Below are 14,937 nucleotides of genomic sequence, written 5' to 3'. Positions count from 1 at the left end.
CGTATGGAACGACCCTGCGCCGGGGCTGATCCGGGCTGCTTACAGCGTCAGCCCTTCTGGGTCCGGCAATCCGTTCGCGCGGCAACAGGCCGTCAGCGTATTGGCCAGCAGGCAGGCGATGGTCATCGGCCCGACCCCGCCCGGAACCGGAGTAATCGCCCCCGCAACCCCGGCCACGCTGTCATAATCCACATCCCCGACCAGACCGTCATCCGTGCGGTTGATGCCCACATCTATCACCGTTGCGCCGGGCCTGATCCAGTCGCCGGTCACCATTTTCGGCCTGCCGACCGCAGCCACGACGATCTCGGCGCGGCGCACCACGTCGGGCAGGTCTTTGGTCCGGGAATGCGCCACCGTCACTGTCGCATTCTCGGCGGTCAGCAGCGCCGCCATAGGCTTGCCGACGATATTCGAGCGCCCGATCACCACGGCCTCCTTGCCCGACAGATCGCCAAGCTGATCGCGCAGCAGCATCAGACAGCCAAGCGGCGTGCAGGGAACCATCGCCCGCTGCCCCGTCGCCAGCCGCCCGCTATTCGCCACGGTGAACCCGTCCACATCCTTGCGCACGGAAATCGCGTTGATGACCTCGGATTCGTTGATGTGATCCGGCAGAGGCAATTGCACCAAGATGCCATGAACGCTTGAATCCGCGTTCAGCCGGCCCACAAGAGCCAGAAGATCGGCCTGCGAGGCATCCGCGGGCAAGCGGTGCTCAAAGCTTTTCATGCCCGCCTCGACGGTCTGCTTGCCTTTCGAGGACACATAGATCTGGCTGGCGGGATCCTCCCCCACAAGAACCACGGCGAGGCCGGGAATAATGTCATGGTCGCGCTTCAGCGCCGCAACCTGATCCGCGACATTTCGCCGTAATTCAGCAGCATAGGCTTTCCCGTCAATTCGCGTCGCTGTCATGTCGTTCCTCTGAGCCGCCTTCATATCGAAAAAACGAACTAGTCCATCGCGTCCCCGAATTCCACAGCCAGAATCGCCACAGAGGGGTTATTCGCTGTTCTGCTTGCTGCCCAGAAAGGCCTCTTCCTGCGCGATGAAATGCTCCATCATCATGCGCCAGATCCGTTCCGCCAGATCGGGATCAAGCCCGGCGGACGAGGCACGGCTGCGCGCCAGCGATGCGACCTCGGCCACACGGGCCTCGATCCGGGCGGGCAACCCGTCACGCGCCTTGATCCGGGCGGCACGGTCGATCAGCCCGCTGCGTTCCGCCAGCAATTCGATCAGCTTCGCGTCAAGCTGGTCGATCCGGGCCCGCAGGGCCGCCATATCGGAGATATCTTCATGCGCCATGCCCGAGTCATGCCGTCACCGTCCCGGCAGCGCAACCCGAATGTTGCAGAATTGCCGCAGCGCAGCAACCTCGCAGGGTTTCAGGAACTCTGGAACCGGCGACACGTTTTAATATGTGAGAGCGGCCTTATGCCGCAATGAAAGGAAGCGCCATGGATAAGATTGGCGTCGTTATCAATCTGGGCTTTGCCCTTGCATTGGTGGTGGGTGCCTCGGTCCTGATGGTCCTGTAGGCCTATATTGCCACGCCGATTTTTACACAGCAAAAAACCCCGGTCCTGCTGGCCGGGGTTTTTGTTTTCATCCTGTCATGCACCTGAAGCGTGATCAGGGCTGCGGAACCGGCTCACCCGAACCCGGAGCGCGACCACCCGCCTTGGGAACCGAGCTAACCTGAGGAATACCCGACGACGGCGTATCATCGTCCCCGCCAAGCGCCTCACCGCGAATGACCTTGCCGATTTCCTCTCCGGTCAGGGTCTCATATTCAAGCAGACCCTTGGCGAGACGCTCAAATTCCTCTTCCTTCTCGATCAGGATACGGCGAGCCTCGTCATAGCCTTCTTCGATCAGGCCATGTACCTCTTGTTCGATCAGTTCCTTGGTGGCAGCCGAAACCGAGAACCCCCCGGTATTGCCGGAATATCCCTCATGCGCCTCGGCATAGTCGATATTGCCGACCTTGTCGGACATGCCCCACCGCATCACCATCGCCCGGGCCAACTGGCTGGCCTGCTGAATATCGCCAGCCGGACCGTTCGAGACGCCTTCCTCACCATATTTGATGATCTCGGCAGCCTTTCCGGCCATCGTCATGGCCAGTTTCTGCTTGGCCTCGTCCTTGTGGAAATTCAGCCGGTCCATCTCGGGCAGGCTGACCACCATGCCAAGTGCACCACCGCGCGGGATGATCGTCGCCTTATAGACCGGATCGCATTTCGGCAGAGACAGACCGACAATGGCGTGTCCGGCCTCGTGATAGGCGGTCTTTTCCTTCTGTTCGGGCGTCAGCACCATGCTGCGACGCTCGACACCCAGCATGACCTTGTCCTTGGCGTTCTCAAAATCTTCCATCGTGACGAAACGCCGCCCGATTCGCGCCGCCATCAGCGCGGCCTCGTTCACGAGGTTCATCAGATCCGCACCCGAGAAGCCCGGCGTACCCCGCGCAATGATGCGCAGATCGACATCAGGACCCTGCGGCACTTTCTTGGCATGCACATCGAGGATCTTCTCGCGGCCCTTGATATCCGGGTTCGGCACATGAATCTGACGGTCAAAGCGGCCCGGACGCAGCAGAGCCGGGTCCAGCACGTCTTTGCGGTTCGTCGCCGCGATGATGATCACGCCGTCATTCGCATCGAACCCGTCCATCTCGACCAGAAGCTGGTTCAGCGTCTGTTCGCGTTCGTCATTGCCACCGCCGATACCGACGCCACGGGCGCGGCCCACCGCGTCGATTTCGTCGATGAAGACGATGCAGGGCGCGGATTTCTTGGCCTGCTCGAACATGTCCCGGACGCGGGATGCACCAACACCCACGAACATTTCCACGAAGTCAGAACCCGAGATGGTGAAAAACGGCACACCCGCCTCACCCGCAATCGCGCGGGCCAGCAAGGTCTTACCAGTACCCGGAGGGCCCACCAGCAGCGCACCCTTGGGGATCTTGCCGCCCAGACGGCTGAATTTCTGCGGATTGCGCAGGAATTCGACGATCTCTTCAAGTTCTTCCTTGGCTTCGTCGATCCCCGCAACGTCGTCAAAGGTCACGCGGCCATGTTTTTCGGTCAGCAGCTTGGCACGGGATTTTCCGAAACCCATCGCCCCGCCTTTGCCGCCGCCCTGCATCCGGTTCATGAAGAAGATCCAGACCCCGATCAGCAGGATGAAGGGCAACCAGACGCCGAGGAAGGACATGAAGCCGGATTGCTGCTGCCGTTCGACCTGGACCTCAACGTTATTGGCGATCAACTCATTGGCGATTTCCTCGCCCTGCGGACGTACCGTGGTGAACTGATTGCCGTCATTGGTCCGCAGATTGATCACCTCACCATCGATGGTGACAGAGGCGACCTGATCATTCTCAACCCGCTCAACGAAATCGGAATAGCTGATCTGGCGGCTGTTCATCTGCGAGGCACCGTCGCTGAACAGGTTGAACAGCATCAGGATCATCAGGAACAGAACGACCCAGAATGCGATGTTACGTGCGTTACCCAAAGGGCGGTCCTCCGGCGGGATAATGTATGTTTGTCGTGAAAATAGGGATTCAGGGGCGGGGTTCAATGCCCAAGCAACAAACGGTTAAATTCCAGTCTACCGCGAAGCGGAACCGCCGTCAGCCCGTTTTCCGGGAAAAGCGACGGAACCATGATGTCGCAGCCCCGGTGAATCGTCGGCAGGGCCTGCGCCTCAAGATGGGTCAGCCCGGCGCTGCGCCAGTCCACGCAAGGAGCATCGGCAGCAAGTGCAAGGACCCTGTCCTCTCGCCTCAACCCGCTGATCCGCCAGCGATTATCCCAGATATCGCCAACCAGATCCCCCTGCATCGCGGCGGCGGGCTCACGATGGATCAGCAGGCCGGATGACGGGTCCAGAACCGCGCCATCCAGCGTCGCACGCTTGCCCGAAGCGAGTGCCTGAAGCGCGTAATCCACCCCCGGACGACGCGGAGGATAGGCGGCCCCGGTGACATGGCGGATTCCCGCTATGATCAGCCTGCGCCGCATTTCCTGCGGGCTGGCATCGAAAAGACCGCGATCTAGCAGAACCGAGCCACCGCGAATCTGTGCAGTTTCAACCAGTGGCAGAATGGCAGAATTCAGCGCATCCCGCGCCTCGGCGAGGTTCTGAGCCGACATGGCAAGCGCCGCCGGATCGAGATCAAGCTGCGCAATCGCCTTCCGCGCACGGACCCTCTCGAAATCCTCATTCTCATTGCTCGGATCATCCGTCCAGCCGATACCGTTCTGTTTCAGCCAATGCCGGAGCTCGACCCGTCCGATCTGTAACAGAGGCCGCAGCCAAGCCCGCCCGGCAGCCTCACGCCGCGCAGACATGGCCGCAAGACCGTCAATCCCGGCCCCGCGCCCAAGCCGCATCAACAGCGTTTCGGCAATATCGTCCCGAGTATGGCCAAGCAGCACGGCAGGCAGATCCATCTCTTCTGCCCAACCGGCCAGAAGCCGTTGCCGGGCCAGACGCGCATTCGCCATGAGATTGCCGGAGTTATCCCGATCCGTCCATCGCAGCACCCGATGCGGCAGGCCAAGCGCCTTTGCCGCCCTGCCAGCCTGCTGAGCCTCGACCGCCGATTCGGAGCGCAACCCGTGATCGACCGTCGCAGCGGCCAGACGAATGCCGCCCGCCTGCGCCCAACGCGATGCAAGATGCATCAACGCGACCGAATCGCCTCCGCCAGATAAGGCAATCCCCATCGCCGGAAACTCTGCCGCGAGACGGTCGAGCGCCGCGAAAGCGCGGCTCTGCACGTCACCGGGATCACTCGGCACGTTCCCCCTCCGCCGATGTCGCATCAGCGCATCCGGCCTGCTGCGCCTGTTCGGCGGCAGTTGCGGCTTCGGGAGATCCGGGGAAACGCGTCGTCAGTTCCGCGAAATAAGGGCAGGCATCTTTCGCGTCGCCAAGCCGGATCATCGCCCCGGACAATGCCAACAGGCTGGCGGGTGCACGCGCACCGTCGGGCGCGGCGGAAAACGCCTGAAGCCAGGATTCGGCAGCAAGGGAGACCTGACCGCTTGCGTCCTGTGCCACCCCGCGCAGATACAGCGCTTCAGCCGTCAGGGGTCCGCCTGCATGGGCAGAGATGAGATGATCGAGTTGCAGAATCGCCTCGGGCCACTGACCCGCATCGACCGCCGCGCGGGCCTCATCGAATTCCCGCTTCTCTTCCTCGGTCGGCGGTGTCGCCCCGGTATCGGGTTCCGAGATCGGCGGTAGCGTGGTGGCGCTGATGCCTGAGCCGGATGCGGACATCCCTGCGCCCCCGCCGGATGACGGCAGAGCCGCGCCGGATTGGCCAAGCTGGCTGGTCATCAAAGCGCCAAGATCGCAGTTCTGATCCAGTTCGCATAAGCGGAACTCGATATCTCCGATGCGATTCGTGCCATCCGCGACGATACGGCTGATCCGGTTCGAAAGCTGTTCGGTCTGCTCGGTCAGTTCCGCAAGACGCGCTTCCATCGCATTCATCCGGTCGATTGCCGTATCTCCGCCAGCGGCGGCGAATCCTTCGGCACCAGAGGCCAGAAGCTCGGCACGCAGCGCCTGTAGGTCCGCAGAAACCGCCCTCAGATCCGCCTGCATATCGGCAAGGGTCTGGTCATCGACCTGTATCCGCGCGGCCTCATTCTCTGCATCCACTGTCGCGGCGATATCTTCAGCGGCAGGCAGCAAATCGGCAGAGGGCATCGCCTCAAGCCCCTCGATCAGCGCCGGATCGTTCAGTTCGACCACGCCGGGATCAAGTTCACTCACCTGCGCCAAAGCGCCGAAAGGAATGCATGCCAGCATCCCGGCCAGAATTGCCGGGGCAGACCGCATTATGTCCCCGCCTGAGTCTGGCCGACAATCGTGACGGCGCGGCGGTTCCGCGCCAGACAGCTTGCTTCGGACGCGCAGATAGAGGCCGGGCGTTCCTTGCCATACGACACTGTCTGGATGCGATTAGCGGCAACACCTTTCGAGACCAGATATTCCCGCACCGAGGTCGCCCGGCGGGCGCCAAGCGCAAGGTTGAACTCTCTGGTTCCCGGCTCATCGGCATGACCCTCGACCATGACCGGATATGCCGCATTCTGGGTCAGCCATGCAGCCTGCCGGGTCAGCGTATCGCGGGCATCGTCGGAGAGGGTCGCCTCTGCCTCACTGAAATAGACGGTATCGCCCGCCGCCGCGAATGAGGTCCCCGGGGCCGTCATCCCGGTGCCGGGATCGCCGGGCAGCCGCGTCCCGGGACGGTTCACATCGCCCCGATAGATCGCCGTCCCGTCAGGCCCGGTCATATACAGATCAGCAACCGGAGCCGACACGACCTGCGGGTCGGACGGCATGTTGCACGCCGACAGGGCCGCAATCGCGGCAATCATCGTCAGGGTCACACGCATCAATTCGTTTCCTCGGCCTTGCTCAGGGCAGCAGCGGTCCCCATGCAGGGTCCGAGGCTGCCTCACTCAGCGCAACAGGTCGCATGTTTCGACCCGTGATGTCTACTGAATGAAGAGCCGGCCGGTCGTCTTCGCCATCCAGCCGTGTGAAGATCAGCACACGACCATTCGGCGCCCAGCTTGGCCCGCTATTGCGGGAATCGGTCGTCAGAAGCCGTTCGTCCGAGCCATCCGGACGCATGATGCCGATCTGCGATCCATCGCCGGAATGCCGCGTGAACGCGATCCGGTCGCCGCGCGGGGACCATGCAGGCTCTCCGTAATCCGCGCCGTCCTCACCGAAGGACACCCGGCGCGGTGCAGATCCATCCGCCCGCATCACATAAATCTGCGACCCGCCCGAGCGGTCGCTTTCGAAGGCGATCTGCTGCCCGTCCGGAGACCATGACGGCGCAGTGTCGATGGACGGACCGAGCGTCAGCCGCTTCACGAAACCGGGATTCGACACCTGCATGATCCAGATATCCGTATTCCCCGCCGTCTCGCGCGAAAACGCGATCCATTCTCCGTCAGGGGAATATCGCGGCGCAAAGCTCATCGCTTTGGGGTCCCGCGTAACCGGGACCGATTCGACCGTTTCGACATCCAGAGACATGATCTGCGGAATACCCGAGGCAAAACTGGTATAAAGCACGGTCCCGCCATCCGGAGAAAAGCGCGGCGAGAGGACAAGATCATCGGGCGCGGTCAGCCATTTCACCCCCGCCCCGTCATAATCCATCACGCCGACACGCTTGACCCGTCGCGTTGCCGGTCCGGTTTCACCGATAAACGCGATGCGGCTGTCGAAATAGGGATCCTCGCCGGTGATCCTTGTATAGATCTGGTCGGCGATCTTATGCGCGGTCCGCCGCCAGCCCTCGCGCGGCGCATCGAACTGCATCCCGTCGCCAAGAGGCTCACCGGCGAAAATATCGAAAAGCCGGAAACCGACCGCGATATTATCGCCCGTCAGGCTGACTCGCCCCGCCACAAGCGCTTCAGTCTGCGTCATGCGCCAGCCGACATAATCGACCGCGCTGTCGAACCCGGCAGACGGACCTTCCTCGGGTGAGACGATTTCGAACAGCCCGGTGCCGCGCAGATCTTCGGCGATCACGCTGCGGATATCACCGACCAGGCCGTCCTCGCTGTCCGGCCCCTCGAAATGCAGCATGATCGGCATGGGCCGCATCACGCCTTCGGTGATCTCGATCCGCAGAGGCTCATCCTGCGCCGCGACCGCACCGGGCAGCATCGCCGCCGCGCCAGCCAGAACCAGCGGCACCACCAGACGGAACATCATTCGATCTCCTCTACGCCAGAGGGCGAGAACGTCATCTCGACATCGTCCCATTCGAAATACTTGTCGGCAGGAAGATCATAGCCTTCACCCGCACAACGCAGAACCGCGCGGCGTGCGGCTTCGAATGCCTGCTGCCGGGCGCTGTCGGGTTCGGGGTCGTCAACCATGCGGAAGCTTTCGGGATCAGGCATGCCGTCGCGATCCATCTGGAAGCCGATGATCACGCGCATTTCCGCCGCATCGGTCGAGAGGGCGCTGAGATTCCAGCAGCTTTGCACCGCATCCCGGAACCCTTCCCGTTCCTCGGCGGTCATCGGCACCGAGGCAATCTCGACCGCTTCGTTACGCGGCAGTTCCGAAGGTCGGGTTTCGCCCATTGCATCGGCAAGCACATCGTCCAGCTCGTCCAGATCGAGGGTCGTCGCCCCCGCCTCATTCAACGCGTCGGTCAGCACATCGGACCCGCCCCCTTCGCCCTCGCCCTCAGGCGCATTGCCGTCAAACGGGCTTGGGGTCGCTTCCTGAGCATTCAGCGCCTCAAGCTGAAGACGCTCCTGTTCAGCGAGCCTTTCGGCAAGAGCCGTCTCACGCGCAAGCTCGGCCTCGGCGCGGGCGCGGGCTTCTTCCGCTGCACGCTCACGCGCTTCGCGGGCGATGCGGGCTTCTTCCTCACGGCGGGCAGCCTCTTCGGCGAGGCGCCGTTCTTCCGCTTGCCGTTCAGCCTCGGCGATGCGGGCTTCCTCGGCCCGGCGGCGTTCTTCTTCCAGACGCTCCTGCTCGCGCCGCGCTTCCTCTTCGGCCAGACGCTGCGCTTCGGCCCGTTCAGCGGCAAGCCGTTCGGCTTCGGCGCGTTCCGCTGCCAGACGCTCGGCCTCTTCCCGGGCGCGTTCTTCTTCTGCAAGACGGCGCTGTTCTTCCTCACGCGCGGCGTCTTCCGCCGCCAGACGTTCCTGTTCTGCGCGTTCAGCGGCAGCCTCGGCGGCCTGACGCTCTTCCTCGGCGCGTTGCGCTTCGGCTTCCTGACGTTCGGCTTCCGCCTGCGCAGCCGCCGCTTCAGCCTGCTGCCTTGCGGCCAGAACCGCCTCGCGCAGCCCCTCGGGGCGCTCGGGCGGGTATCTGGACTGGGTCAGCGCCAGTTCCGAAACCGGCTCGGCTTCGGGCGGCTCCGGCACTTCACCCGATTCCGGCGCGTCCGGGCGGTCCGGCACGGCGATCTCGGGCATATCGTCGGGCAGAGGCGCGGCGGGCGAATCGTCCTGTGACGGTGGAAGCGGCGCAGGTTCGGGCGCGAGCGTCGCGACATCCACGGGCGGGTTGGCCTGTTCAAGATCGCTCAGATCCGGTGCCGGTTCCGCATCGGTTGCCGGAGAAGGCAGCGTTGTCGCAGTGCTGTCCGGCTGTGGCACGTCAAGCGCCAGATCGGGGCCTTCCGGCGCGGTCGTATCCCCCGGAGCCTCTGGCTGCACAGGCGCCGCGCCATCCGCCTGCCCTACCGGCCCGGCCCCGCGCGACCTTGCGGCAAGTTCCTCGAATTCCTGCGCAGAAATCGTCACCACCTCGGCAATCTGCGGCGGCGGGTTGTCATCGGCGGCGAACAACGCCCCACCGACCGCAGCCCACACGACCAGAGAGCTGTGGGCAATACCCGACACCCACACACCGATACGCTCGGCGCGGTCCCTGCCCTGTTCTGCAACCTCAAGCGGATCCAGCATCGGATCAGCCGTCCATCCGCGGCCCGCCCGTGTCGGTCACGAGCACGATATTATTGAACCCTGCCGCATTCAGCGCCCCCATGATCTGCATCACACGCGCATAGGTGATCGCGCCATCCGCACGCAGGAAGATCTTCGAGGATTGCCGCCCCTCGGCCATTTCGCGAAGCCGGGTGACAAGCTGATCCTCGGCAATCGTGTCTTCCATCAACATCAGCGGCCCGTCGGCAGGAACCGAGATCGTCAGCGGCTCTTCCGGCTCGGCGGCGACGGCATTGGCAGCGGTATCGGGCAGTTCCAGAGGAACACCGACCGTCAGAAGCGGCGCCGCCACCATGAAGATGATCAGCAGCACCAGCATGACATCCACAAAGGGCGTCACGTTGATTTCCGCCATTGGCTGACGGCGGCTGCGTCCGCGACGTCCTGGCCGGTTGCGGGACTGGACCTGCATGGCTCAGCCCTCGTTCAGTTGGCGGGACAGGATCGTCGAGAACTCATCCGAGAAGTTCTCATAATTCGCGCCAAGCCGGTCTGCGTCAGCCGTGAATTTATTATAGAAAATCACCGCCGGAATCGCCGCCAACAAGCCAAGCGCGGTGGCCAGCAACGCCTCGGCAATGCCGGGCGCGACCACGGCAAGGGATGTGTCCTGCGCAATCGCAATCTGTTCGAACGCCGTCTTGATGCCCCAGACCGTCCCGAACAGCCCGATAAAGGGCGCGGTCGATCCGATTGTCGCCAGGAAGGACAGACCGCGCGTCAGCCGCACCTCTTCGCGCCCGATCGCCACATTCATGGCCCGGTCGATGCGTTGCTGCGTTCCCGGTATCATCCGGCCCGCATCGTCCTGCGATTTCCGCCATTCTCCCATTCCGGCGGCGAAAATACGTTCCGCAGCGCCGCGCGGGTTTTCCCCCATCCTGTCATAGAGATCATCCAGCGGCTCACCCGACCAGAAGGCCCGGTCGAATTTCGCCGCCTCGGTCCGCGCTGCGCCGAATTTCAGCAATTTCTGAATGATCAGCGCCCATGACCAGAAAGACGCGAGGATCAGCAACACCATCACGATCTTCACAATCAGCGAGGCGCGCATGAAAAGCGCGATCAGCGAAAAGTCGAGTTGTTCCATGCTCTGCCCGTAAAATCCCGGCCGTTTTCGGCCATTTCCGGGATTTCTAACAGAAAAGACCGGGCGCGACCAACGAAATGCCGTTCAACTTCGCATGAGTTGCGCAAGATCGCCCGGCAGCCTGCGCGGTCGCATATCCGGGCCCAGACAGGCCAGCGTCACAAGGGCGGAAAACAGCACCGTATCGCCGCGCAAAACCTGCTGTTCCAACTCGATCCGGGCCGGAGTGATCCTGACCACACGTGTGGTCACGCTCAGTTCATCGTCGAAGACCGCCGGGGCAAGGTAATCCGCCTCGACCCGCCGGACAGCGAAAACCGCGCCGCTTTCCTGCTTTAGCCGTGACTGGTCGATGCCCAGTTCACGGATCCACTCGGTCCGGGCGCGTTCGATGAATTTCAGATAATTGGCGTAATAGACGATCCCGGCCAGATCGGTATCTTCGTAATAGACACGAACCGGCCAGAGATGCATCAGTCGCGGGTCCGGATGATCTCGGCGAACTGGCCGAAAAGCTGAGCATTCGCACAGACGATATTCCCGGCATCGACGACCGGACCTTCGCCGCGGATCGCCTCGACGAAGCCGCCCGCTTCCTTGACCAGGAGGATACCCGCCGCAACGTCCCAGGAATGAATGCCGCGCTCCCAATAGCCCTCATAGCGCCCCGCCGCGACATAGGCGAGATCCAGCGCCGCAGAGCCGAACCGCCGGACGCCCGCTGTCAGAGGCATCAGCCGCGCCAGATCCTTCAGCGTTGCCGGAAGCGTGCCGCGCCCGCCAAAAGGAACCCCGGTCGCGAAGATCGATTCGATCATCTGACGGCGCCCCGAGACCCGCAGACGCTGCCCGTTCATCCATGCGCCGCCGCCTTTTTCGGCGGTGTAAAGCTCATCTTTTGCGGCGTCGAAAATGACCGCTGCAACGATCTCGCTTTTATGTTCCAGCGCGATGGAAACGGCCCAATGCGGCAAGCCGTGCAGGAAATTCGTCGTGCCGTCCAGCGGGTCCACGATCCAGCGGCGGGTCGGGTCCTCGCCCGCCTCTTCGCCGGTTTCCTCGCCGATCCAACCGTAATTCGGACGTGCGCCGCGCAACTCTTCCTTGATGATGCGTTCGGCCTCTTTATCCGCACGGCTGACGAAATCGCCCGCGCCCTTGGCCGAGACCTGAAGATTCTCGACCTCACGGAAATCCTTGACCAGGCTGCGCCCTGCCTTGCGGGCCGCCTTGATCATGACGTTCATATTGGCGCTTGGCATCGCGCTGCTCCTGCAATTCGGTTTGGCGGGGGTTTAGGCCCTCTGCGGTGCAAATGGAAGCCATTGCCTCCGGGCAAGGTGCGGCAGGGATCATCGCGGAGGCCGGGTCGAGCGCACCGCCTCGGTCCGCGCCAGTCTGAGAAAATGCTGCATATAGGCGTGCTGAGCAAGTTCCTCGCGAATTCCGGCATGGACGGTGCGGCGGATACCGCTTTCCGTAAGCCTCACGAAACCCAGCTCTGGATTGCCAGCATGGCGCTGCAAAACCCAGTCGGGCATCACCGCGACACCGCGCCCGGCGGCAACCAGCATAAGGGATACATCGGTCAGTTCGATCTCGCGTATCTCTCGCGGCTCGATCCCGGCAGGAGTCAGGAATTCCGAGAACACATCCAGCCGCGAGCGGGTCATAGGATAGACGATCAGGCTTTCAGCGGCCAGATCCTCGGGCCGGGCGAAGCCACGCGCCACAAGTGGATGACCCGCTGGCACCACGAGAGTTGGAGAATAATCGAACAGAGGCTCGAAATGGATCCCCGGCAATGGCTCGGGGTCCATCGAAATTACCAGATCGACCTCTTCGCGCTGCAAGGCCGGCAGGGCGGTGAAGGCGAGCCTCTGGCGGATATCCAGATCCACCTCGGGAAAGGCGCGGCGGAATTTGTCCAGCACCGGCAGAACCCAGTCGAAACAGGCATGGCATTCCAGGGCGATATGCAACTGGCCGACGCGCCCGTCTCCGACCCCCTCGATCTCGGCTTCCGCCGCCTCGACAAGCGGCAGCACCTGCTCTGCCAGCCGCAGCAGCCGCAAACCGGCGGCTGACAGGCGCATGGGCCGCGAGCGGCGGACGAACAGATCCACCCCGGCCTGATCCTCAAGAGCCTTGACCTGATGGGACAGCGCCGATTGAGTGATGTTCAGTATATCCGCCGCACGCGCCAGACCGCCCTGTTCATGGATTGCGCGAATGGTTCGAAGATGTCGCAGTTCTAGATGCATCTGTCTCATGATAATCATGTGGATTATGAATTTGTCTCACGCCGCCTGACATGGCACAAGGCCCCCGAAAGGAACGCCACCATGAACAAGACCGCCGTCAGCTTCGAATTCTTCCCGCCCCGCAATCTGGACGCCTCATTCCGGCTGTGGGAAACGGCGCGGGCGCTTGCGCCGCTGTCGCCGGATTTCGTGTCGGTGACCTATGGCGCGGGCGGAACCACGCGCAAGCTGACGCATGAGGCTGTGGCGGCGCTGCATAATCATTATGGGCTGAACGTCGCCGCGCATCTGACCTGCGTGGATGCCAGCCGCGAAGAAACCATGCAGATCGTCGATGATTATGCGCAGGCGGGTGTGCGCGAAATCGTGGCGCTTCGCGGCGATGCGCCTCAGGGTCAGGATCGCTGGACGGCGCATCCGGACGGGTTTTCCTCATCCATCGACCTGATCGAAGCGATTGCGTCGCGGGGCGGTTTCACCATCCGGGCCGGTGCCTATCCCGAGCCTCATCCCGATTCGGGCGGCTCGACCGAGGCGGATGTCCGGTTCCTCAAGCTCAAGATCGAAGCGGGTGCGTCGTCATCGATCACCCAGTTCTTCTTCGATGCCGAAACGTTTTTCCGATTCCGCGACGCCTGCGCCGCGGCGGGCATAGATGCGCCTGTGCATCCGGGGATCCTGCCGATCCAAAGCTGGAACGGCACCCGGAAATTCGCCGCACGCTGCGGAACGACCGTGCCGGACTGGGCGATCGAGGCTTTCGAAAAGGCCGGACCCGAAGGCGAGGCCAGCCTTGCCCATGATCTCTGCACCAGGCTGTGCCGCGATCTGATGGATGGCGGGGTCGGGCATCTGCATTTCTATACGCTGAACAAGCCGGAAATGACGCTGGCCGTGTGCCGGGATCTGGGCATCGGCGGGACGGAACTGGCTGCCTGAGCGGGGACAGAACCCGGCCTGGCTGTTCAGGGATCAGCGCAGATTCTGATCGAAACGGCGCATCTGCCGGTTCCGCCTGCGCGACGTTTTTCCGGCCATGTCAGGTCCCAGAGCAGCAAGCTTTCCGGCAAGGATCGCCGCGCCCTCATAGGGTCGCCTGACAGAAACATGCAGCGCCTCGCTTGGATCAAGCCCCGCCACGCGCGGGGAACGCGCCAGAAACGCCTTCCCCCAGCCGCGCCAATTGCCGATTGAGGGCGCTTCGGCGTCGCAGGGAAAGCGCCGACGCCAGCCCTCGGGAAGGATCAGACCTGCATCACCGGCCTGTTCCAGCATCCAGACCAGTGGAATATTGGCCAAAGGGCGCGAATCTTCCTCTCCCCAAAGCTGGCCGCCTATGTCCGAGTGAACACCCCGGAACCACATTTGCGACACGACACCCGGCGCGTGATCCTCACTGTCCCAGAGGATCGGCTGATAGGCGGCGCGGTTCTCGTCCAGAGCCAGAGCCTGCGCACCCCGGCGGACATTCAGGCCCAGATGCTGATCATGAAAGCGAAAACGCGGCTCGGTCAGCATCCACAGCACAGGCAGGCGAATGCCGAGCGCCATGACGGTATCGAACACTCCGACCATCTCGATCGGAACCGTTTCGTGACAATGCCGCTGCAACCAGCTTTGCCTTGCCTCGGCAGAGATTTCGTTGCGATAGATGCGCCAGATAACGCGGATATTCCGCTCGGTCGCGGCTTCGGGGCGCAGAAGGCCGATGCGGCCGATCATGGCGGCGAGAGAGCGGATTGCGAAGGCGCCTCTGGAATAGCCCATCAGGAAGATCCGGTCGCCGGGTCTGTAGGATGTCGCCAGCCAGCCATAGCTGTCCCTTATGCGCCCTCCCATACCGCGTCCCATTGCGATACCCAGCAGGCTGCCCCAATCCTCCCATTGCTGACCGGCGGCGTAGCGGACGCGGAAGGTTGCGCTGCGCTGCGGGCGGAGCAGGCGATAGATGCGGCCTATATTCGAATGCCGCCCCTCCATCAGCGAGGCGAAAGTGCCGTCGATCAGCACGACATGGGTGACAGGAGGGCGGTTCATCGGC

At 62.9% G+C, this 14,937-nt stretch carries 15 protein-coding genes; 1 reads left to right on the top strand and 14 read right to left on the bottom strand.

Translation table 11 applies throughout. The features are described 5' to 3' along the window. Positions 1-39: 39 nt before the first annotated feature. From PAE61_RS17450 to PAE61_RS17390, 13 genes are all read right to left on the bottom strand, one after another. Positions 40-918 (bottom strand): bifunctional methylenetetrahydrofolate dehydrogenase/methenyltetrahydrofolate cyclohydrolase, encoded by an 879-nt coding sequence (locus PAE61_RS17450; protein WP_271113605.1) that lies wholly within the window; start codon positions 916-918, stop codon positions 40-42. A gap of 87 nt (positions 919-1,005) precedes the next feature. Further along, a complete protein-coding gene (locus PAE61_RS17445) occupies positions 1,006-1,311 on the bottom strand; it encodes a chorismate mutase (RefSeq protein WP_271113604.1) in 306 nt (101 codons plus the stop codon). Positions 1,312-1,638: 327 nt separating this feature from the next. After that, positions 1,639-3,534, bottom strand: coding sequence for an ATP-dependent zinc metalloprotease FtsH (gene ftsH, locus PAE61_RS17440; RefSeq protein ID WP_271113603.1), 1,896 nt, complete (start codon positions 3,532-3,534; stop codon positions 1,639-1,641). Between the two features lie 62 nt (positions 3,535-3,596). Continuing rightward, entirely contained in the window at positions 3,597-4,826 is a 1,230-nt protein-coding gene (tilS, locus tag PAE61_RS17435) for a tRNA lysidine(34) synthetase TilS (RefSeq protein WP_271113602.1), read from the bottom strand. After that, complete coding sequence (locus tag PAE61_RS17430; RefSeq protein ID WP_271113601.1) at positions 4,816-5,877, bottom strand: tol-pal system YbgF family protein; 1,062 nt, start codon at positions 5,875-5,877, stop codon at positions 4,816-4,818. The genes tilS and PAE61_RS17430 overlap by 11 nt, the downstream gene beginning before the upstream one ends. Beyond that, entirely contained in the window at positions 5,877-6,440 is a 564-nt protein-coding gene (locus tag PAE61_RS17425; RefSeq protein WP_271113600.1) for an OmpA family protein, read from the bottom strand. Before PAE61_RS17425 ends, PAE61_RS17430 begins: the two co-directional genes overlap by 1 nt. Before the next feature lie 22 nt (positions 6,441-6,462). Further along, positions 6,463-7,782 carry a Tol-Pal system beta propeller repeat protein TolB gene (gene tolB / locus PAE61_RS17420; protein WP_271115190.1) on the bottom strand — a complete coding sequence of 440 codons (1,320 nt, stop codon included), beginning with the start codon at positions 7,780-7,782 and terminating at the stop codon, positions 6,463-6,465. Continuing rightward, complete coding sequence (locus tag PAE61_RS17415) at positions 7,782-9,500, bottom strand: hypothetical protein (RefSeq protein ID WP_271113599.1); 1,719 nt, start codon at positions 9,498-9,500, stop codon at positions 7,782-7,784. The genes tolB and PAE61_RS17415 overlap by 1 nt, the downstream gene beginning before the upstream one ends. Positions 9,501-9,504: 4 nt before the next feature. Next, positions 9,505-9,954 (bottom strand): ExbD/TolR family protein, encoded by a 450-nt coding sequence (locus tag PAE61_RS17410; RefSeq protein WP_271113598.1) that lies wholly within the window; start codon positions 9,952-9,954, stop codon positions 9,505-9,507. A 3-nt stretch (positions 9,955-9,957) separates the two neighbouring features. After that, complete coding sequence (gene tolQ, locus PAE61_RS17405) at positions 9,958-10,632, bottom strand: protein TolQ (protein ID WP_271113597.1); 675 nt, start codon at positions 10,630-10,632, stop codon at positions 9,958-9,960. 84 nt (positions 10,633-10,716) lie between these two features. Continuing rightward, entirely contained in the window at positions 10,717-11,106 is a 390-nt protein-coding gene (gene ybgC / locus PAE61_RS17400) for a tol-pal system-associated acyl-CoA thioesterase (RefSeq protein ID WP_434803090.1), read from the bottom strand. Further along, a complete protein-coding gene (locus PAE61_RS17395; RefSeq protein ID WP_271113596.1) occupies positions 11,106-11,894 on the bottom strand; it encodes an inositol monophosphatase family protein in 789 nt (262 codons plus the stop codon). Before PAE61_RS17395 ends, ybgC begins: the two co-directional genes overlap by 1 nt. 90 nt (positions 11,895-11,984) lie before the next feature. After that, positions 11,985-12,896 carry a LysR family transcriptional regulator gene (locus PAE61_RS17390; RefSeq protein ID WP_271115188.1) on the bottom strand — a complete coding sequence of 304 codons (912 nt, stop codon included), beginning with the start codon at positions 12,894-12,896 and terminating at the stop codon, positions 11,985-11,987. Positions 12,897-12,977: 81 nt separating this feature from the next. On the opposite strand from PAE61_RS17390, the gene metF reads away from it, so the two are divergent. After that, entirely contained in the window at positions 12,978-13,835 is an 858-nt protein-coding gene (gene metF / locus PAE61_RS17385; RefSeq protein WP_271113595.1) for a methylenetetrahydrofolate reductase [NAD(P)H], read from the top strand. Positions 13,836-13,868: 33 nt separating this feature from the next. Here the strand turns inward: metF and PAE61_RS17380 are convergent, their stop codons facing one another. Next, positions 13,869-14,933 carry a T6SS phospholipase effector Tle1-like catalytic domain-containing protein gene (locus PAE61_RS17380; RefSeq protein WP_271113594.1) on the bottom strand — a complete coding sequence of 355 codons (1,065 nt, stop codon included), beginning with the start codon at positions 14,931-14,933 and terminating at the stop codon, positions 13,869-13,871. Positions 14,934-14,937 lie beyond the last annotated feature (4 nt).

The sequence above is a fragment of the Paracoccus aerodenitrificans genome (genome assembly GCF_027913215.1).
GTDB lineage: Bacteria > Pseudomonadota > Alphaproteobacteria > Rhodobacterales > Rhodobacteraceae > Paracoccus > Paracoccus aerodenitrificans.
The sequence above is the reverse complement of the archived record's forward strand: the minus strand, read 5'-3'. Positions and strand labels throughout refer to the sequence as shown.

Bases quoted from the DNA above. Each gene is read 5' to 3' on its own strand.
- PAE61_RS17390 (WP_271115188.1), bottom strand. From the start codon at position 12,896: ATGCATCTAGAACTGCGACATCTTCGAACCATTCGCGCAATCCATGAA.
- PAE61_RS17430 (WP_271113601.1), bottom strand. From the start codon at position 5,877: ATGCGGTCTGCCCCGGCAATTCTGGCCGGGATGCTGGCATGCATTCCT.
- PAE61_RS17395 (WP_271113596.1), bottom strand. From the start codon at position 11,894: ATGCCAAGCGCCAATATGAACGTCATGATCAAGGCGGCCCGCAAGGCA.
- PAE61_RS17415 (WP_271113599.1), bottom strand. From the start codon at position 9,500: ATGCTGGATCCGCTTGAGGTTGCAGAACAGGGCAGGGACCGCGCCGAG.
- PAE61_RS17425 (WP_271113600.1), bottom strand. From the start codon at position 6,440: ATGCGTGTGACCCTGACGATGATTGCCGCGATTGCGGCCCTGTCGGCG.
- PAE61_RS17445 (WP_271113604.1), bottom strand. From the start codon at position 1,311: ATGGCGCATGAAGATATCTCCGATATGGCGGCCCTGCGGGCCCGGATC.
- PAE61_RS17450 (WP_271113605.1), bottom strand. From the start codon at position 918: ATGACAGCGACGCGAATTGACGGGAAAGCCTATGCTGCTGAATTACGG.
- ybgC (WP_434803090.1), bottom strand. From the start codon at position 11,106: ATGCATCTCTGGCCGGTTCGTGTCTATTACGAAGATACCGATCTGGCC.
- metF (WP_271113595.1), top strand. From the start codon at position 12,978: ATGAACAAGACCGCCGTCAGCTTCGAATTCTTCCCGCCCCGCAATCTG.
- tolB (WP_271115190.1), bottom strand. From the start codon at position 7,782: ATGTTCCGTCTGGTGGTGCCGCTGGTTCTGGCTGGCGCGGCGGCGATG.
- tolQ (WP_271113597.1), bottom strand. From the start codon at position 10,632: ATGGAACAACTCGACTTTTCGCTGATCGCGCTTTTCATGCGCGCCTCG.
- PAE61_RS17380 (WP_271113594.1), bottom strand. From the start codon at position 14,933: ATGAACCGCCCTCCTGTCACCCATGTCGTGCTGATCGACGGCACTTTC.
- PAE61_RS17410 (WP_271113598.1), bottom strand. From the start codon at position 9,954: ATGCAGGTCCAGTCCCGCAACCGGCCAGGACGTCGCGGACGCAGCCGC.